We start from the raw sequence: 19,627 nt of genomic DNA, 5'->3' as shown, positions 1-19,627 counted from the left end.
CAATAGGTACATTGTATTTGATATAATCGAGACAGGAAATCCGAAGAAAGGAGCATTTGCATGGTAAAAGTAAAAAACTTAAAGAAAACCTTTGGCCAAGTAGAGGCATTAAAAGGGATTAACGAAAGCATGAAAGAAAGTGAAGTGGTTTGCATCATGGGACCTTCCGGCTGCGGAAAAAGCACTTTTTTGCGTTGCTTAGATTTGCTTGATATGCCGACTGAAGGTGAAGTTCTCATTGAAGATACAGCAGCTGACGGCACAAGTGAAGAGCCACTTCGAAAAAAGATTGGTTTTGTTTATGGAAATTTTAATCTTTTCCCGCATTTGAATGTAAGAGATAATGTGGCAATTGGAATGCTCCATGATCAGACAGCGGATTGTACAAAAGCCAATGAACAGGCGATGATGGCATTGGAAAAGGTTGGTATGGAAGCGAAAGCATCGCTTTATGCGGATCAGATCAACGGTGCGGAGAAGCAGAAAATTGCGATCGCAAGAGCTTTGCTATATGATCCGAAGATACTTTTGTTTGATGAGCCGACAATGGGCTTGACAGCGGAGATGGCGGAAGAAGTTGTGCGCTTAATTAAGCAGTTTGCAAGCGAAGGAAAGACCGTCATTGTTGCGACAAACGAAAAAAGCCTAGCAAAGAAGGTCGCCGACTCTGTTCTGATAATGGAACAGGGATGCATCGTCGAAAAAGGAGCTCCCGGGCAAGTCCGATATTTGAATTAAAGCTGAGAGCCGCAGCTTTTCGTCACTCCCGACAATTGATGAAGCGCTCAGAGGCAATAAAGAGAATATAGGATGAGATGAGATAAAATAAGTCACCAGGAAAAAATCGGTCGTGTGTAAATGCAGACCGATTTTTTCGTGTATTTTTTTCAAAAAAAGATAAAGGGCTATTAAGTAACTGAGAATCCGAACGATATATAAGACATAGAAAAAAGTTTTCGACCCGAAGGCGAAAGGGCCCTTAGCCGGAGGGATGAAATATAAAAAGAATTTACATGTAGGGGAAAGGAATCCCCTGATAAGATTTAAGGAGGAACAATTATGAGAATTCAACACAATATCGCAGCATTAAACTCGTACAGACAATTAGGCGGAAACAATAACGCAGTAGGAAAGAACCTTGAAAAGCTGTCTTCCGGTTACAAAATCAACCGTGCCGGTGACGACGCTGCAGGTCTGGCAATTTCCGAAAAGATGAGAGCACAGATCAAAGGCCTGGAGACTGCACAGAATAATGCAAATGACGGTATTTCTTTAGTACAGACAGCAGAAGGTGCTTTGACAGAAGTACACTCCATGCTGAACCGTATGTCAGAGCTGGCTACACAGTCCTCAAACGGTACATATGATAACGATGTAGACCGTAAAAGTCTTCAGGAAGAAATCAAATCCCTGAAATCAGAAATCGACCGTATTTCCGAATCCACAAACTACAATGGAATCAACCTGTTAGACGGTTCCCTTGGAAGCAGCTCTGCTACAGGCGTTGCAGTGAATGTGAAGTATGCTGATCTGGCAAGCAATCCGGACGTATTGAAGCTGAATGCAGCAACTGCGACGACGTCTACAGTAGCTGCAGAGGGTACTTCTCCAGCTACATTGACTAAGGGTGATACATACAATGTAACGCTTACCTACAGAGATGCGGATGGTGCATTGCAGGAAACAACCGTTGACTTTACGGCAGCTGACGATGCAGAGTTTAGTGATTCAAAAAATGATGCGTCAAATACGGAACTGCAGGAAAAACTACAGGAGAAATTGGGCGACGGCTATACGGTAGGGGTAGCAAGCGGTGAAATAACGATCACCTCCAAAAACGCCGGAGCGGCAGATCAGTTTGAAATCTATAAGATTGGGGTGACTGATAGTACAGGTACAGATCAAGCAGTGTTTGATGCCCCAGCGACTACAGCAGGTGAGGATGCTTACTATGATTTAAATGCAGATAAGATTGATGTCTATAGTGCTGGCGGTGATGCATCGAAAAGCATTTTTGAAATCAACGGACAAAAATTTGCATTTGTAGAAGATTCTGATGCAGCTGCAGACTTGGATTCCGATGTCAATTATGTTAAGGTTACTTCTGGTTCTTATACTGTAGGCACTGATGACGTAGCTATGGCTGCATTAATCAGTGAAAAGACGGGAATTAATGCAAGTGCATCTTCTAGTGCAATTTCATTAAAGGCTGGCACCGCTTCCGCAACTTCCGGAGACGGCTTGGTCTTACAGGTTGGTGACACGGCAGATAAGTACAACAAGGTTACCGTATCAGTTGGTGACATGAGTTCAAGTGCACTTGGCATCGGCGGTGTGGATATCGGCTCTCAGACAGGTGCATCGGCTGCGCTTGAAAAGATCAAGGATGCAATCAATAAAGTATCTGCTGCACGTGGCGGTCTTGGTGCGGTTCAAAACAGGTTAGAGCACACCATCAACAACTTAGGTGTTGCAGGAGAAAACATGACTGCTGCAGAAAGCCGAATCAGAGACGTAGACATGGCGAAGGAAATGATGGACTTCACAAAGAACAACATTCTGACTCAGTCTGCTCAGGCTATGCTTGCACAGGCAAACCAGATTCCGCAGGGCGTATTGCAGTTATTACAGTAATTGTAGGAGTAAACCCTTGTATTGGGAATTTTATAAGAAGAAAAAAGGGCGGAGCAATCTGCCCTTTTTCTATCACAAAAAATGTATTTTTCGTGATAGAAAAAGGGAAAGATTTATCTTGATTTCATGAGCTGTTTCTAATGAAATTGATTCAAGGATATAAAGACAGAAAAATACGGAGGATGCAAATGAAATACAATGTGATTAAACCGGACTATTACGATGACTTTTCCTGTATCGGAGGAGACTGCAGCTATCACTGTTGTCAGAAATGGAGTATTCATTTATCGCAGAAGGAGTATAAGAAGCTAAAAAATGCAAGGCTTTCACCGGAGCTTAAAAAGGTTCGGGAGCAAGCATTGTCACGGATACGGACCAATTCAAGCACGACTCGATATGCAAAAATGAAATTGAATGCAGATGGAGATTGCCCGATGCTTTCGGAAAGCGGCTTGTGCCGTCTGCAGCTGGAAGGCGGAGAGGAAAGCTTATCGCAGGTATGCCGCACCTTTCCAAGACTGAATGCACTTTCTGCAGGAGTGCTGGAGCGTCATCTTTCGCTGGCTTGTGAGGTGGTGGTAAAGCTTATCATGGGAAAAAAGGATGGGATTGCACTTGTTTCACAGGAAGAAGAGCTGAAGGAGGATCTGCGTGTCTTTTCCTTAGAATTGGCAGGAGAAAAAAAGAGGGCAATCTATGATTGTGTTTTCGACATTAAGGTATTGGCAGTGGCAGCACTGCAATGTAGAAGTCTGTCACTGGATGACCGTTTTTTACTGCTCGGCATGTTTTTAAAGCACATAGACGAACTGGAAGCAGAAAAGAAAGAAGCAGAAATCCCCGCCTATGTGGACAGCATGCTTTCTCTTTTAGATACCGAAGAGCTTTCTGAGATGTGGAAAGGCATGAAGGGCGACACAAACCTTCAAGCAATGAGTATGGGCATTTTAATTACCAATTATTATAAAGGCGGAATGAGCAGTGTATCGGAAGCAGTGAAAGAGAAGCTGAAAAATATAGGCGTTTCTGCAGAGGCGGATGAGACGGGAGAACTTGTCTATACCTGTAATCTTGAAACTTATGAGAAATCGAAGGAAAGAGTGAGACGCTTTTTTTCGGGACGAGAATACATCTTAGAAAATATACTCGTCACTTGGTTTTTCACAACACGCCAGCCATTCCATTTCAGGGAAAAGAGCGTGTGGGAAAATTACCTGAGCTTTGCAGGCTTGTATCAGCTTTTGAAAGGATTTCTGCAGTGTGAGCTTTCAGATAAATCCACAGATGAAGAATTCATTCAGCTCATCGTAAAAATTTCGAGGAATTTGACGCATAATGAGGAAAATCAGGAGACCTTGCTGAAACGGGCACGATTGCGGGGTACGGAAGACCTTGCCAGTCTTGCAATACTCATCAAAGATTAAAGACTTGCTTTTTCTTTCCAATACCTTGCAAATTTGATATCCTCAAAGAGCAGATGGTCGATAAAAGGGGAGGAGAGGAAGTCATACAATTCCTGCACAGCCTGATCAGAAAAGGAAGCCTTGCGAAGGAAGTGACCAATTTCACGCATGCTTGCACGCAGGCGGTCGTGAGAAGCCAGATGATGATGAAAGTACGGATAATGTGATTCTTTTTGGAAACCCTCTTCATTTAAACAATGTGAAAGAAAAAGCTGTTCGAGCAAAGAAAGATCTGCTTCCAATTCCGTGGAAGCGGGATGAATCTTACATTTTGCATAGAACAGATTTGCTTTCAAAAGAAAATGCTTGTGCTGGCTGTCAATGAGAGGGATCTCGGTTGCAAACTTCTTATCCCAAGGTATCGTAGGCATGATAGACTCCATTTATTCCAAAAATGTGAAACGGCACGTCAATTTTCCGTCTTGTGACTGTACGTATTGAATGCTCAGCTTTTCAAAAAAAGCAGAAGTGAAGAGCGGAACTCGATCCAAATCGACAAAAATATGGGTGCGGTTCACTTGAATCGCTTTTAATTTGGATAAGGAAACCGCTTTTTGCAGCAGACTTCCCTGATTCAGCAAAAAAGTCTTAAGCATCATAGACTGCATAGGGCCGCCTTGTGGGCGGATATCTTCACGATAAGTAAAGCTTAGACGGTGCATCTGCGGTTCGAAGACGCATTTTTCCACACTGAGCAGATACATTGCCTTAATCGGGCCGAGCTGTTTGATGTTGAGATTCAAATCTAAAAATATATAATCACCGGAAAAAGTAACCTTATAGTCGTGGACATTCGGTGCAAGCTTTGCTAAAATGGGTTTTTTGCAAGGATTGTTTATCAGTTCTTCCGGTATGGACAGAATTCCGTTTCTTAAATCCGCAGGTTCAAAGTAGTCAAGATACTGACTGAGACTCTCTTTCTTCTCTATGAGAAAACCTAATAATGATTTGATGGTCTGGTCATTCAATGGAAACACTCCTTTTTGATTTTCTTTTTATACGATGTATTTTAAATTTCTTCCAAGAGGTAGATTCCCTCAAAATTGCTGATTTCTTCGAGCAATTCATCCCGATCAACATGCTTTGCTAATTTGATAGAAAGATGGACACCTACGGTGTGCTCTGAAATGGTCTCAGAGCGGCTCAGGTGGGTTTCCGGTATCATGACATCAAGACTTCGAATAAATTTCAGCATGGGCGGGACTCTTTTGATGGAATCCGTTTCAATATAAAGGTCAATCATCCTTGAACGTTTATAAAAGTACAGTTCAATACTTGGGAGAAAAGCAAGGACGATAAAGATTAAGATTCCGGCAATGATTGCACCGGAATAAAAGCCGATTCCGATTGCAAGTCCGGTACAGGCAGAAGCCCAAAGTCCGGCGGCGGTAGTCAATCCTTTTATTTTATGACGTCCTGTTACTAAAATGGTACCGACTCCCAAAAAACCGATGCCGCTGATCACCTGTGCTCCAAGTCGGGCTGGGTCGGAAGCAGTGGACATGGTTTCATAGATGAATTGGTTGGTCAACATAGCAAGTGCAGCTCCCATACAGACGAGCATGTGTGTGCGAAAGCCGGCCTGGTGCTTGTTAGAACCTCGCTCTAAGCCGATCATTCCCCCTAAAAAAATGGAAAGGATGAGGCGAATTGTGACCGATATCAGATTAATGTCTTGTAAATATATCGTATAAAAGACTTGCAGCTGCTGCATAAATTCCTCCTGTTTATTCATATTCAAGAAGATAAAGAAATAACACTTGTTGCATCCATACATTCGATACAATACCGATAGTATTTGTTATAGGAACTGTATTTATTATATCATAAGTGCAAACCGCTGCTCTGGTTTGCTTCACACCGATACAATCAATACATGCGAGGTAAAATATATAAGATTTTGTTACATAAACTGTATTTATTATATCATATGTAGGAAGCGCATAGTAAGCGATTCATGAACGCAATTTATTATAATTTTTTACTATGGGATTTTTTCCCTTGCGGTGAAAGAGGAAGCGGGTTATACTAAAATCAATTTTAATGGGGTGTGCCTATGTATAGAGAAATAAAGAAAAAACTTCTTATTTTAGAAAACAGAAAGCCGTTTCCGCCGGAAATAAAAACGTATATCGAGGAAGTGAGCTTTCATGACTGGATTTATTCTTCCCTGCATTTGGATGGCAGTGCGGTTTCCAAGCAAGATGTCATAAAAATTATGAAGGGTGAATTTGTTGTGAGCGTGAATCTGATGGAGCACAGCCAAATTCGTAATTATATGGAAGCGATACGGAAAATCTATCTTTTAAAGGATATGAAATATGAGTTGGATGAAAAGCTGCTGATACAGATTTTTAAAGTGCTCTTTCCGGAGGAAAGTGAGATTTACCGCACAAACAATCCGGTTTTACTTGAACTGTGTTATAATCCGCCGCATTTTAAAGAAATAGAAGAGCAGATGGAGCTTTTGTTTGGCTGGATGAATGAGGAAATCATCTCCAATCCAATCCGAAAAGCTGCCTACCTGCATAATAAGATCATTGAAATTTATCCGTTTGGCCCGCATTCTGCCAGCATGGCGAGGATGGCGCTTCTGTGTGATTTGATCCAGCATGGATTTCCGCCCATTTCGCTTGCGATGAGCGAGTCACAATACAATGACGCACTGTGCCATTATTTGAAGACAGAAGAGATTGAGCCGTTTTATCAAGTGGTAGAACGTGGAGTATACAATCAATTGGAGGTGATGCTCCAATTGACGTCTCCTTACCGTTAATGCATTATTCTACAAAGTCTCCGCCGCGGATGACTTTCTTTCCAAGTGTTTCATCACCCTTGATTCCTTCATGCTGTTCCTTTAATATAGCACGGATTTTTAAAGGAAGTGCAAAGAGATTGATAAAACCTTCTGCGTCTTTTTGATTATAAACCTCATCTGCACTGAAAGTAGCAAACTCTTCACTGTAAAGGGAATACGGAGATTTAGAACCAACAGCGGTGCAGCTTCCTTTATATAACTTGATTCGAACCGTTCCGGTTGCTTGTGCCTGCGTTACATCGACAAAAGCGTCAATCGCTTCTCGCAATGGGGTAAACCAACGCCCGTCATAAATCAGTTCAGAATACTTTTGTGCGACGATATTTTTATAAGCCATCGTATCACGATCTAAGATCAGCTTTTCCAATGCATGGTGTGCTTGGTATAGGATGGTGCCGCCCGGCGTTTCATACACACCTCTGGATTTCATCCCTACAAGACGGTTTTCTACGATGTCAATACAGCCGATTGCATTTTCTCCTCCAATTTTATTTAGATAAGCAAGAAGCGCAACCGCATCCATTTTTGTTCCGTTAATTCCGGTGGGAATTCCTTTTTCAAAGTCAATTTCAACATACAGCGGAGTATCCGGTGCTTTTTCCGGCGGCACACTTAAAAGAAGCATATCGTCTAAATGCTCGTTCCACGGGTTTTCAAGGTTTCCTCCCTCATGGCTGATATGCCATAGATTTTCATCACGGCTGTAAATTTTCGTTACACTTTGTGCTACCGGAATGTTATGTTCTTTTGCGTAAAGAAGACAATCTTCTCTGGATTTTAAATCCCAAATCCGCCAAGGTGCAATAATCTTAATGGAAGGGTTTAAAGCTTTAATAGAAGATTCAAAACGCACTTGGTCATTTCCTTTTCCCGTACATCCGTGTGCAATTAAGTAAGAACCTTCTTTTTCAGCGATCTCTACCAGCTTTTGAGCCATTAAAGGGCGGGCCATAGAGGTACCCAACAGATAATCCCCTTCATAAACCGCACCGGCTTTTAAAACCGGCCAGATGAATTGCTCAACAAATTCTTTTTTTACATCAATGACATAAGCTTTCGATGCACCGGTTGCATAAGCTTTCTTTTCAATCGCTGCAAAATCTTCATTTTGCCCGGCATCAATACAGACCGCAATTACATCATAATCATATTTTTCTTTGAGCCAGGTTACAATAACCGATGTATCCAATCCCCCGGAATAGGCAAGTATAATTTTTTCTTTTTTCATGGCATTACTCTCCTTACTATGTAATCTCGAAAATATATGTTATTTAGTATAGTACTGCTGGGGGAAAAAATCAATAAAAATTTTAATATTTATTCATAAAAATAAATAAATATACACAAACGTCGTTTTGAATCCGAATTGTATCCTTCGATCGCATGTTACTTTTTTGTGCAATGGTTTACTTTATTCATAAAGTCGAATATAATTAAAGAAAGAATTTTATTGCTTGGAGGAAATCATTTTGAATCAAAAAGAAATTTACGAGAAGCTTCTCCCTTATATACAAGAAAGTGGCTTGCATCTTGATGCACCGATGCGAGAATACACGTCATTCCGTACCGGAGGAAATGCGGCACTGCTGGTAAAGCCATCTGGTTTGTCAGAGCTTTTTTCGGCGGTTGAGCTTTTGAACAGAGAAAAATGTCCCTTTATTGTCATCGGAAACGGGAGCAATACTTTATTCCGTGATGAAGGTTATGAAGGTGTCGTACTACATGTTGGAGGGGGCATTGACCGAATCCGCGTGGAGGGAAATGTGATTTTCGCAGAACCCGGCATCTTACTATCGGCAGTCTCTAAAAAAGCGATGGAACATTCCTTGACCGGGCTGGAATTTGCTGCAGGAATCCCGGGGAGTTTAGGCGGTGCGGTTTACATGAATGCCGGTGCTTATGGCGGTGAGATGAAAGATGTCATAATCAGCACAGCTTCCATAAAGCGGAATGGAATGATGAAAGATCGCAAAGCGGATTCCTTGCATTTTGGATATCGTAAAAGTGTTTTTCAAGAAAATGATGAGATTATAATCGGGGTAAAAATGTATTTGCAGACCGGAGATCAAGAAGAAATACAAAAGCGCATGAGGGAACTGAACACAAAAAGAAATGAAAAACAGCCGGTTTCTTTCCCGAGTGCAGGCAGCTTTTTTAAGCGGCCGGAAGGGCATTTTGCCGGACGACTGATTGAAGATGCTGGATTAAAGGGACTCAGCGTCGGTGGTGCAAGAGTTTCTCCTATGCATGCCGGGTTTATTATAAATGAAGGAGGAGCGACTGCGGCAGACATCATCGATTTAATGAAGCTGGTTCAACAGACCGTTTATGACAAGAGCGGAGTGATGTTGAATCCGGAGGTACGTATTATATAAGGAAAGGAGTGTATAATGCATAGAGGTATTATACGAAAGAAAGTCGAGTGCAACAATACCGTTTAAAATTTGATATTCATACACATACGACCTTTTCACATGGAAAAGGTTCCATTGAAGATAATGTGAAGGTGGCTTTGCAAAAAGGTTTAAAAACAATTGGTATTTCCGACCATGGACCGGGGCATATTAGTTATGGGATAAAAAGAAGTGCAGTTCCGATCATGCGTGCAGAAATTGAAGTTCTGCGGAAAAAGTATCCGCAGATTGAAATCTTACTAGGTGTAGAGGCAAACATTATGAATCCCAGCGGCCATTTGGATGTGCTGCCGCATGAATTTGAGCAGTACGATTATATTTTGGCGGGGTATCATTATGGTATTTTTGGAGAAAAACCGCTGCGTGCAGGGCTGTTGCACAGCTTTAACTATGTCAGGGAGCATACAGGTATTTCTGTAAAAGCTGCGAAGCACTGGAATACGGAGATGACGATTAAGGCATTGTATGAGAACCCGATTAAGGTGTTGACGCATCCGGGAGATAAGGGCGAGTTTGACATTGCGGAAATCGCGAAGGCTTGTGCAGAGCGAAAGACGTGGATGGAAATCAGTAATTGGCATAAGGACTTAACCGTAGAATCGATTCGAATTGCAGCAAAAGAAGAGGTACAGTTTATTTTGAGCAGCGATGCACATGTACCACATAATGTCGGGGGTTTTGAGGGCGGTCTGAAAAGAGCGATTGAGGCCGGTTTGGATTTGGAACGCATCGTAAACTTAGAATATCAGGATGTATAGAAATAAAGTATGAGGGAAAGGAGGTGCGTTATGGAAGCAATTATTGTAACAGGATTATCCGGTGCGGGAAAGAGCCAAGCGGTTCATTGCATGGAGGACTTAGGGTATTATTGTATTGATAATATGCCCCCGGTTTTAATCAAGGAATTTATTAACTTGGCTGTTCAAGATAAAATGAAGATTGATAAAGCAGCGTTTGTTGTAGATATACGGAGCAGAGAATTTTTTGAGAACTTTAGAAATATCCTAACGGATTTAAAAAGTCAGGATGTTCCCCTTAAAGTGATGTTTTTGGAAGCATCTGATGAAGTATTGATTCGCAGATATAAAGAAACAAGGCGCAGCCACCCTCTTTCTCCGTCGGGCACGATTGCGGAGGGCATTCGAAAAGAAAGAATGCATTTGGAAGAGATTCGAAAAGAGGCCGATTTTATATTGGATACGTCGAATATGAAAACGGCAAAGCTGAGTGAAGAGATCAAGGAGCTTCTGTTATCAGAAGACGAAGCGGATGGGTTTACCATAACGATTATGTCTTTTGGGTACAAGCATGGGATTCCTTTGGATGCAGATTGGGTATTTGATATGCGCTTTCTGCCAAACCCATTTTACCTTGCCAGCATGAAAAATTTAACAGGGAACAGCAAAAAAGTGCAAGATTATGTATTAAAGTTTCCGGAAAGCCATAAATTTATCAAAGAGATTTATCAGGTGATCAATGATTTAATTCCTCTATATAAAAAAGAAGGAAAGTCAAATCTAGTTCTTGCGTTTGGATGCACCGGCGGTCAGCACCGTTCGGTAACGATGGCGAATGAATTTTCAAGATTGTTTACAGCAGATGAAAAACGTGTGATTTTGATTCACCGTAATTTGTAAGAGAAATAGACAGAGGGCATATATGGAAGAGCGTTCAAAAAAAAGGATGATCGATTACTACAGTCAACAGGGAAGCGGGCCTAAAATCACAGTCATCGGTGGGGGAACCGGCCTTTCGGTTATTCTTCGAGGGATGAAAAAAGTGACGGAACATTTAACGGCGATTGTGACGGTGGCAGATGACGGTGGCGGTTCCGGTATTTTAAGGGAAGATTTGGGCATGCTTTCGCCCGGAGATGTCCGCAGCTGCCTTCTGGCGATGGCGGATGAAGAAGGAACGATGCAGGAACTGCTAAAATACCGCTTCTGTGAGGGCCGCTATGCGGGTCAAAGCTTTGGAAACCTCCTGCTTGCTGCATTGGATGGTATTTACGGTAATTTTGAAACAGCAGTCAGTAAAGCGAGTGAAATTCTCAGAGTGCGTGGATGCGTGCTTCCGGTGACGACACAAAATGTAACTCTTTGTGCAGAACTGGAAAATGGAGAAATTGTTTACGGAGAATCCCGCATACCTGCAAAAGTAATTTCAGAAAAAAGCAGAATTCACCGTGTTTTTTTGAAACCTGAGAATTCAGATGCCACAAAAGCTGCAATTCGTGCTATACTAGAATCAGATGTGATTGTTTTTGGCCCGGGAAGTCTTTACAGCAGTATCATTGTAAACTTTCTGGTGGGAGGCATAAGGGAAGCGATACAGCGATCTTGTGCACAAAAAATTTTAATTTGCAATATCATGACACAACCGGGAGAAACCGATAATTATACGGTTTCCGACCATGTGAACAAAGTGAATGAATACATAGGACGTGAAGTGATAGAGTATGTGATCGCCAATAACAAGCAGATTGAAGACGTGAAGCTGCAAACGTATAAGGAGGATGGTGCCAGGCAGATCCTTCCCACCAAAATAGATAAGGCATATCTTAAGGGAAAGAAGATACGATTGATCGAGAATAACTTTACGGATATAAAGATGGGATACATCCGCCATGATGCCGAACGCATCGCTAATTTGATTGTCGGGCTGACTCATGAATACTAACCATTCTGAGGGCTTGATATATTTAATAATAACATATACATACAAAGGAGCAAAAAATCATGGAAAAACTAATTATCAGTGCTGCAATCTGCGGTGCAGAAGTAACAAAAGAGCAGAATCCTGCGGTCCCTTACACAATTGAAGAAATTGTAAGAGAAGCAAAGTCTGCATATGATGCAGGTGCATCTGTAATCCATCTTCACGTAAGATGGGATGATGGTACACCGACACAGAGCAAAGAAAGATTCCAAGAGGCAGTGGATGCAATCCGTAAAGAATGCCCGGATGCAATCATTCAGCCTTCTACCGGTGGTGCAGTTGGTATGACTGATTTGGAAAGACTAGAATCTACAGATATCGTTCCAACTCCTGAATTTGCAACGTTAGATTGCGGTACTTGCAATTTTGGCGGAGACGAAGTTTTTGTAAACACAGATAATACGATCTTCAACTTTGCAAAAATTATGAAAGAAAGAGGCATTAAGCCGGAGCTGGAAGTATTCGATAAGGGTATGATTGACATTGCGTTAAAAGCAGATAAGAAAGGTCTTTTAGTACACCCGCTTCACTTTGACTTTGTTCTTGGCGTACAGATGACTGCAACATTAAGGGATTTAGTATTCATGGTAGGAAGCCTTCCTGCTGGTTCCACATGGACGGCTACCGGTCTTGGAAAGAATGCTTGGCATATTGCAGCTGCGACTATTTCAATGGGCGGACATGTAAGAGTTGGATTTGAAGATAACCTTTACCTAGAAAAAGGCGTTCTTGCAAAGAGCAACGGAGAAATGGTAGAAAAAGCAGTAAAGCTTGCTAAGATTTTGGGAAGAGAAATTGCAACTCCTGCAGAAGCAAGACAGATTCTAAGCTTAACAAAATAAAAAAAGCAAAACGTTAATGCATGAATAAAAAGCGGAAGGAGTACTTTGCTCCGACCGCTTTTTTTGATACAATATTTTTGCTGCAGAAAAGAATGAAAAAAGCATGAAAAACAGATTACTGGAGGTGCAACGATGTCTTTTTCATCAAATACAAAGAACGAATTGGCACGCATTGAGATGGAAAAGAAATGCTGTATGCTTGCCGAAATTGCAGGATTTTTACGTATGTGCGGAACGATAAAGCTTTCCGGCGGGGGAAAGATGGATGTGAAGCTGACGACGGAAAATGCTGCGGTAGCTCGCTTGTTTATCAAGCTTTTAAAAAGTTATTTTGGAGCCAGAGCAGATTTAGCCGTTTCTGAGGCCGCAATTTTAAAGCGGGGTCATTCCTATGAATTGACCATAGGATCGGATAAAAATGCAGAACAAATCCTGAGAGAAACAGGGATTTTACTTGTAAAAGAAGGCTGCAATTATATCAGTGACGGCATTTATTCGGATATCATAAAAAAACGCTGCTGTAAAAAAGCTTATTTAAGAGGGGCTTTTTTGGGGGCGGGTACGATTAGTAATCCTGAAAAGGGGTATCATTTAGAAATAGTCTGTAATAGTGAACTGTTAGCAAATGATGTGAAAAAATTAATAAATGGATTCCGCTTGCATGCGAAGGTAGTACGGCGAAAAAATAATTATATTGTCTATTTAAAAGAAAGTGAGCAAATCACCGATTTTTTAAATATATTAGGTGCACATTCACAGCTTTTGGATTTTGAGAATATCCGAATTGTAAAGGAAATGAGAAACAAAACCAACCGTATTGTAAATTGTGAAAGTGCGAATTTAGATAAAACCGTTAATGCAGCATCCAAGCAGATTGCAGATATTGAATACATCAGGGATGAGAAAGGCTGGAGTTTTTTACCGGAAAAGCTGTTTTCTGTCGCACAGCTCCGTCTCGAAAATCCAGAAGCATCTTTAAAGGAGCTGGCAGAAATGACGGACCCGCCATTGAAAAAATCGGGTATCAATCACCGCTTGAAAAAAATTGAAGAGCTGGCGGAAAAGATTCGACAATCAAGGAAATAGCATTCATTAAAGATTAAAGGAGAGAATATGAAAGAAAATAAGCACTTGCTTTTCCGATTTGCACCTTATTTTAAGAAGTACAAAGCGGTCTTAATTTTGGATTTATTTTGCGCAGCATTAACTACGCTTTGTGAGCTGGTTCTGCCGTTGATTGTAAGATTTATTACGGATAAGGGTATGAATGATATGCAGGCTTTATCGGTGCGTATCATTTTATCACTCGGTGCCGTATATCTTGTTTTGCGGTGTATTGATATGATTGCCAACTATTATATGGCAAACATCGGTCATATGATGGGGGCAAAGATCGAGACAGATATGAGAAGAGATTTGTTTTCTCATTTACAGGAGCTGTCTTATTCCTATTATGACAATACAAAGATCGGTCAGCTCATGGCAAGAATCACCAGTGATTTATTTGATATTACAGAGTTTGCCCACCACTGCCCGGAAGAGTACTTTATTGCGGCGTTAAAGATCAGTGCATCTTTTGTCATTCTTTGTACCATGAATATTCCGCTTACGATTCTCATTTTCGCAGTCATTCCGGTTATGATCTACTGCTCGATGTATTTTAATAATCGAATGCGCAGAGCATTTAAAAAATCCAGAAACCAGATTGGAGAATTAAATGCACAGGTGGAAGACAGTCTGTTGGGCGTCCGTGTTGTAAAATCCTTTGCAAATGAAAAAATGGAAGAAGAGAAATTTGAAGAAGGTAACAGCGGATTTTTAAAAATAAAAAAAGAAGTATATCGTTATATGGCGGGATTTCAGAGTACAACCAGGTTTTTCGATGGAATCATGTACATCATGGTCGTAGTAGTCGGTGCACTTTTTATGATAAACGGAAAAATTACAGCGCCTGATTTGATCTCTTACCTCCTTTATGTGACGATGCTGCTTGCATCTATTCGAAGAATTGTCGAATTCACAGAGCAATTTCAACGAGGGATGACAGGGATTGAGCGCTTTGTCGAAATCATGGATGTGCCGGTGGAAATCAAAGACACGGAAGGAGCAGTTCCACTTGGAAAAATTAAAGGAGAAATTCAGTTTGACCAAGTGAGTTTCCGTTATGCGGAAGGGGAAAAGAGCGTACTTTCTAATATCAATCTCCATGTAAAAGCAGGAGAAAATGTGGCACTCGTCGGTCCGTCAGGCGGCGGGAAAAGTACACTTTGCAACCTAATACCAAGATTTTATGAAGTGACGGCAGGGCGAATTTTAGTAGATGGGCAGGACATCAAAAATGTTACGCTGCAATCTCTTCGCTCCCAGATTGGGATAGTACAGCAGGATGTGTACCTTTTTTCCGGAACCGTTTACGATAACATTGAATACGGTAAACCCGGAGCGACGTTTGAAGAAGTTGTGAATGCTGCGAAAATGGCGGGTGCACATGAATTTATTGAACAGTTGGAAGATGGGTATCAGACGTATGTTGGCGAACGAGGGGTAAAGCTGTCGGGAGGGCAGAAACAGAGAATTAGTATCGCCAGAGTCTTCTTAAAAAACCCTGCAATCCTCATTTTAGATGAAGCCACATCGGCATTAGACAATGAAAGTGAACGAATTGTGCAGAATTCGCTTGAAAAGCTTGCAAAAGGCCGGACAACATTCACCATAGCTCATCGTTTATCTACAATACGTAACGCTGCTGTGATCTTGGTACTTTCCGACCAGGGGATTGTAGAAAGCGGAACGCATGAATCATTGATGGAAAAGAAGGGATTGTATTACAGTTTGAATCAAGCCTAATAATGATTGAAAATTTAGAATGCGATATATGACAAACAAGAAAGATTTGTGTATAATAAAATAAATACGTATTTTTAGTAATAGAAAGAGCTGGGAGGACGGTTGCATTATGGAAGAAAATAAGATGGAGAAATGGACGCTGGAAGATATGACGGATATTTCAGAAATGGATGGAAAGTATTTGACCTTTTGGACAGAGAGCCAAATTTTTGGAATTCCGATTGCAGATGTTGTACAGATTGTTGGGATACAGGAAATCACGTCAATGCCGGAATTTCCTAACTATGCAAAAGGTGTGATTAATTTGCGTGGTTCGATCATTCCGGTAATCGACGTCCGCCTTCGTTTTAATAAACCGGAGATGCCGTATAATGAGCGTACGTGCATTGTTGTAACGAACATAAAAGAGAATTTAATTGGGTTTATTGTTGATGAAGTGGATGAAGTTGTAAAAATTGAAGCAGAGCAAATTTCAAAACCACCGCAGCTTGCAAGTGAACGGAGCGATGCACAGACCAATTTAGAAGGAATCGGTAAACTAAATGGAAAAATTGTTTTGCTGATCAATACAGAAGCATTGCTAAGTGATGAAACAATTGACTTTTTAACGGCTGCCTCTTAAAAATGAAGAGCATTATTTTAATAGGGAGTCAAGTTTTTGCACAAGAAATAGAAAAGCCTTAAAATCTGGTTTTAAACTAGGTTTTAAGGCTTTTTTTGTGGGAATTTATAATTAAAGTTTATTGGAAGGATTGCTGTCTTCCTGGGAAGGAGGCATTTCTACCTGATCGGTAATACCGTCTTTACCAAGCCGTGCATTTTTGGATAAAATGCTTTCAGAAGGCTGTGGTGGGGTGTTTTCCGCCCCATGAGAAGAAAGCATTAAATTATTCCAGATATTATTGACGGTTTCTACGCATTCAAAATAAATTTGAGACATAATATTCTTTGGAATTTCCAGACTGTCTGCCAATTCTGAAATTTTCTTCCAGTCCGCTCTTTCGTAGCTTAGTACCAATTCATACAGCTGGCCGCAGCGGCCCTCTCCCTCTAGCAGTGCGGTTTTTACTTCGTCTGCAATGTAAAGCTCGTCTAAAACTTCATCTAACGGAGCATCTAGTAACAGACCTAAAGTAGAGAACATACCCATTAGATAAGCTTCAGATTTTGAAATCGGCATTGCACTGGCATGCGGAAGCAGGCTGGAGCAGAAATTAGCACGTAGCAGGGAAACCTTAACCAAATCTTCTGGAAGATTATCATCATCCTGCTGAAAGCTCAGAAGATAAATCCACTGCTTCAATTGACCAAGTCCCAGGATTACCAAAGACTGCATGATCGAGCTTACCTTATGGCGTAAGGCAAAATAAGAAGAATTAACCATTTTAAGAAGAGAAAAGGTCAGGCTGACATCTCTGGCGATAATCGCTTCTACCATATCTAAATCCGGCTCATCTTTTGTTAATTCTACAACAAGCTGGAAGAAGTTCCCTTGAAGATATTCAAGGCGGTTTACTTTTTTGGAAACATCCTCTGCGATATACGAACCTTGCATATAGTCTACTTCCAGTTCAATGGCAAAGTCATAGGCCTTTTTTGTATTTACACCGTAAGCAATGCACTGTTTTTGAAATCCTTTTGCAGTACGCACGATATTTCGAAAAGAGGTTGAATTGGTATCGATATTTCGAAAATCCAGTCGAATATAATCAATGATATCCATCATTGAAAAGTACCGAGGTGCAAACTGAAAATCATTAACAGCTACTTTATAATTCTGTTTTTTATAGCGGTGAATGATATTTTGCGCTAAGGGATGGATAATGACGTTGTCATCAATTTGTATGACAAGCTGGTTTTGTTTAAAAATCTTTGGAACATTTCGAAACAAAAGATTAGGTGTAAAGGTAATAAAAGCGATCTTATCTTCAAATATTTTATTTCCATTTTGCAGCAAAAAATCTGCGATCAAGTCTGCTGCATTCCGATCTTTTGTTTGGTTGGATAAACCACCAGTATCATCTTGGAATACTACTTCGTAACCAAAGATTTGCTGATTCAAATCTTTAATTGGCTGGCGTACTACATATTTCTGCATCTTGTCCCCCTTTTTTCCTTTCAATCATAAGACCTTAATAGCTGTGAATTTTACCTCAATTTTTGACTATTACGTTCATTATATCAGAAATTAGTAAAGTGATGCAAAAGTTTCTTCAATAAAACCTTTTTTCAATCTTCAGAGGTAAAGTATTAGATAATAAATAGAATTATTAGATTTTTAATAATTTTCTCTTATTAGGACGAGTAAAGATTGATAAATATTTGTCCATCTAAGTAAAAAATAAAATATAAAATATTTATTTTCATTGAAATTTCACTAGTCCTATACGCTTTATTTTATTTTTTTTTAGATTATACATATTGTGGCACATGAATTGCGTTAATAAAATGACAAAGTTTAATTCATCTGCATGCTAGTGACTTTATAATAAACGACTAGCAGAAGGAAGCACATTTTTTAGGAGGTAAAGAAAGATGTTAAAAAATGCATTACCTAAAGTTGTAACTACATTACCAGGACCAAAAGCATCTGAAATCATTGCAAGAAGAGAAAAAGCAGTTCCGAATGCCATCAAATGCGGCTATCCATGCGTTATTGCAAAGGGAGAAGGTGCAATGTTTGAGGATGTAGATGGAAATACATTCCTTGATTGGATTGGCGGTGTCGGCGTTTTAAATATCGGATACAGCAAGCCGGAGCTGGTTGATGCAGTAAAGGCACAGTCGGATAAGTTCTTTCATGCAATGATGAACATCACGACGCATGAAGGTTATATTAAACTTGCAGAAAAATTAAATGAGATTGTTCCTGTTAAGGGCGAAACAAAGAAAACCATGTTTGTAAACAGCGGTGCGGAGGCTGATGAAAATGCAGTGAAAATTGCAAGAGGATATACGGGAAGACCAAATATTATTGTCTTTACCGGAGCGTTCCACGGAAGAACAAATATGACCATGACAATGACTGCAAAAAAAGCATATGCAGTTGGAATGGGTCCTTTCCCAGATGGCGTTTACAGAGTAGAATTCCCTTACCTTTACAGAGCACCGGGAAAGATGAATGAACAGGAAGCAATCGATTATTATATAGGAAAATTAGAAGAAGCATTTATCGAAGCATCTCCGGCAGATTATGTTGCTGCAATTGTACTGGAGCCAATTCAGGGCGAAGGCGGATTTGTACCGGCACCGATTGAATGGGTAAAGGCAGTTCGTAAGATCTGTGATGAGAAAGGAATCCTTCTTGTTGCAGATGAAGTTCAGACTGGTTTTGCTAGATCCGGAAGAATGTTTGCTACAGAGTACTGGAAAGAAGCAGGATGTGCACCGGATATCATGACTTGTGCAAAATCCATAGCAGGAGGAGCACCGCTCAGCGCAGTAACGGCTAGAACAGAAGTTATGGACGCGGTACCGGCAGGAACAATCGGCGGAACTTATTGCGGAAATGCATTGGCTTGTGCGTCAGCTCTTGAAGTCATTGATATCATGGAGAAAGAAGATTTTCCTGGAAAAGCACTTAAGATTTCTGACAAAGTCATGAAAACATGGAAAGAGTGGCAGAAAAAATATGAAGTGATTGGTGATGTAAGAGGCATCGGTTGCATGATCGGTATTGAGTTTGTAAAAGACAAGAAAACAAAAGAAGCAAATCCTGAGATTGTAAGTGCAATTGTAGCAGAGGCAGTAAAGCATGGTCTTCTATTGGAGAGTGCAGGTACTTATGGTAACGTAATTCGTTTCTTAGCACCGCTTGTTATTACAGATGAGCAGTTAGATGCAGGATTGGAAATTTACGAGAACGCAATTAAAGCTTGCATGAAATAATAG

At 40.7% G+C, this 19,627-nt stretch carries 18 protein-coding genes; 13 read left to right on the top strand and 5 right to left on the bottom strand.

What is annotated here, in order from left to right; translation table 11 throughout:
- The first annotated feature begins 60 nt into the window (after window positions 1-60).
- The 3 genes from U5921_RS04025 (at window position 61) to fliB (ending at window position 4,058) form a co-directional block, all read left to right on the top strand.
- On the top strand, window positions 61-738 hold the full coding sequence (locus tag U5921_RS04025) for an amino acid ABC transporter ATP-binding protein (RefSeq protein ID WP_324825191.1): 678 nt from the start codon (window positions 61-63) through the stop codon (window positions 736-738).
- A 321-nt stretch (window positions 739-1,059) separates the two neighbouring features.
- The gene (locus U5921_RS04020) at window positions 1,060-2,634 is read left to right on the top strand and encodes a flagellin (RefSeq protein ID WP_324825190.1); all 1,575 of its coding nucleotides are present in this window, start codon (window positions 1,060-1,062) and stop codon (window positions 2,632-2,634) included.
- A gap of 188 nt (window positions 2,635-2,822) precedes the next feature.
- Window positions 2,823-4,058 carry a flagellin lysine-N-methylase gene (gene fliB / locus U5921_RS04015; RefSeq protein WP_324825189.1) on the top strand — a complete coding sequence of 412 codons (1,236 nt, stop codon included), beginning with the start codon at window positions 2,823-2,825 and terminating at the stop codon, window positions 4,056-4,058.
- Here the strand turns inward: fliB and U5921_RS04010 are convergent.
- From U5921_RS04010 to U5921_RS04000, 3 genes are read right to left on the bottom strand one after another with little or no spacing between them, the layout of a single operon-like run.
- Entirely contained in the window at window positions 4,055-4,468 is a 414-nt protein-coding gene (locus U5921_RS04010; RefSeq protein ID WP_324825188.1) for a hemerythrin domain-containing protein, read from the bottom strand. The genes fliB and U5921_RS04010 overlap by 4 nt on opposite strands.
- A 12-nt stretch (window positions 4,469-4,480) precedes the next feature.
- Complete coding sequence (locus U5921_RS04005; RefSeq protein WP_324825187.1) at window positions 4,481-5,065, bottom strand: hypothetical protein; 585 nt, start codon at window positions 5,063-5,065, stop codon at window positions 4,481-4,483.
- 41 nt (window positions 5,066-5,106) lie between these two features.
- Window positions 5,107-5,811, bottom strand: a complete 705-nt coding sequence (locus tag U5921_RS04000; RefSeq protein WP_324825186.1) for an MgtC/SapB family protein — start codon at window positions 5,809-5,811, stop codon at window positions 5,107-5,109.
- Between the two features lie 342 nt (window positions 5,812-6,153).
- Here U5921_RS04000 and U5921_RS03995 point away from each other — a divergent pair, with 342 nt between their 5' ends.
- Entirely contained in the window at window positions 6,154-6,873 is a 720-nt protein-coding gene (locus U5921_RS03995; RefSeq protein WP_324825185.1) for a Fic family protein, read from the top strand.
- 4 nt (window positions 6,874-6,877) lie between these two features.
- On the opposite strand, the gene U5921_RS03990 is transcribed toward U5921_RS03995, so the two are convergent.
- On the bottom strand, window positions 6,878-8,143 hold the full coding sequence (locus tag U5921_RS03990; protein WP_324825184.1) for an argininosuccinate synthase: 1,266 nt from the start codon (window positions 8,141-8,143) through the stop codon (window positions 6,878-6,880).
- A 241-nt stretch (window positions 8,144-8,384) separates the two neighbouring features.
- On the opposite strand from U5921_RS03990, the gene murB reads away from it, so the two are divergent.
- From murB to U5921_RS03950, 8 genes are all read left to right on the top strand, one after another.
- Window positions 8,385-9,290 carry a UDP-N-acetylmuramate dehydrogenase gene (gene murB, locus U5921_RS03985; RefSeq protein ID WP_324825183.1) on the top strand — a complete coding sequence of 302 codons (906 nt, stop codon included), beginning with the start codon at window positions 8,385-8,387 and terminating at the stop codon, window positions 9,288-9,290.
- A gap of 47 nt (window positions 9,291-9,337) precedes the next feature.
- Window positions 9,338-10,087 carry a PHP domain-containing protein gene (locus tag U5921_RS03980; protein ID WP_324825182.1) on the top strand — a complete coding sequence of 250 codons (750 nt, stop codon included), beginning with the start codon at window positions 9,338-9,340 and terminating at the stop codon, window positions 10,085-10,087.
- Window positions 10,088-10,117: 30 nt separating this feature from the next.
- On the top strand, window positions 10,118-10,966 hold the full coding sequence (gene rapZ / locus U5921_RS03975; protein WP_324825181.1) for an RNase adapter RapZ: 849 nt from the start codon (window positions 10,118-10,120) through the stop codon (window positions 10,964-10,966).
- Window positions 10,967-10,988: 22 nt separating this feature from the next.
- Window positions 10,989-12,008 (top strand): gluconeogenesis factor YvcK family protein, encoded by a 1,020-nt coding sequence (locus U5921_RS03970; RefSeq protein ID WP_324825180.1) that lies wholly within the window; start codon window positions 10,989-10,991, stop codon window positions 12,006-12,008.
- A 59-nt stretch (window positions 12,009-12,067) separates the two neighbouring features.
- Window positions 12,068-12,889 (top strand): 3-keto-5-aminohexanoate cleavage protein, encoded by an 822-nt coding sequence (locus U5921_RS03965; RefSeq protein ID WP_324825179.1) that lies wholly within the window; start codon window positions 12,068-12,070, stop codon window positions 12,887-12,889.
- A 132-nt stretch (window positions 12,890-13,021) separates the two neighbouring features.
- Window positions 13,022-13,975 (top strand): DNA-binding protein WhiA, encoded by a 954-nt coding sequence (gene whiA / locus U5921_RS03960; protein ID WP_324825178.1) that lies wholly within the window; start codon window positions 13,022-13,024, stop codon window positions 13,973-13,975.
- 27 nt (window positions 13,976-14,002) lie between these two features.
- Window positions 14,003-15,736, top strand: coding sequence for an ABC transporter ATP-binding protein (locus U5921_RS03955; RefSeq protein ID WP_324825177.1), 1,734 nt, complete (start codon window positions 14,003-14,005; stop codon window positions 15,734-15,736).
- 109 nt (window positions 15,737-15,845) lie between these two features.
- Complete coding sequence (locus U5921_RS03950; protein ID WP_324825176.1) at window positions 15,846-16,358, top strand: chemotaxis protein CheW; 513 nt, start codon at window positions 15,846-15,848, stop codon at window positions 16,356-16,358.
- A gap of 111 nt (window positions 16,359-16,469) precedes the next feature.
- On the opposite strand, the gene U5921_RS03945 is transcribed toward U5921_RS03950, so the two are convergent.
- Complete coding sequence (locus tag U5921_RS03945; RefSeq protein WP_324825175.1) at window positions 16,470-17,834, bottom strand: EAL and HDOD domain-containing protein; 1,365 nt, start codon at window positions 17,832-17,834, stop codon at window positions 16,470-16,472.
- Window positions 17,835-18,271: 437 nt separating this feature from the next.
- Between U5921_RS03945 and U5921_RS03940 the strand changes: the two genes are divergently transcribed.
- Window positions 18,272-19,624, top strand: a complete 1,353-nt coding sequence (locus U5921_RS03940; protein WP_324825174.1) for an aspartate aminotransferase family protein — start codon at window positions 18,272-18,274, stop codon at window positions 19,622-19,624.
- Window positions 19,625-19,627: the final 3 nt, after the last annotated feature.

Origin of the sequence: Sinanaerobacter sp. ZZT-01, from assembly GCF_035621135.1 — a bacterium.
GTDB lineage: Bacteria > Bacillota > Clostridia > Peptostreptococcales > Anaerovoracaceae > IOR16.
The sequence above is the reverse complement of the archived record's forward strand: the minus strand, read 5'-3'. Positions and strand labels throughout refer to the sequence as shown.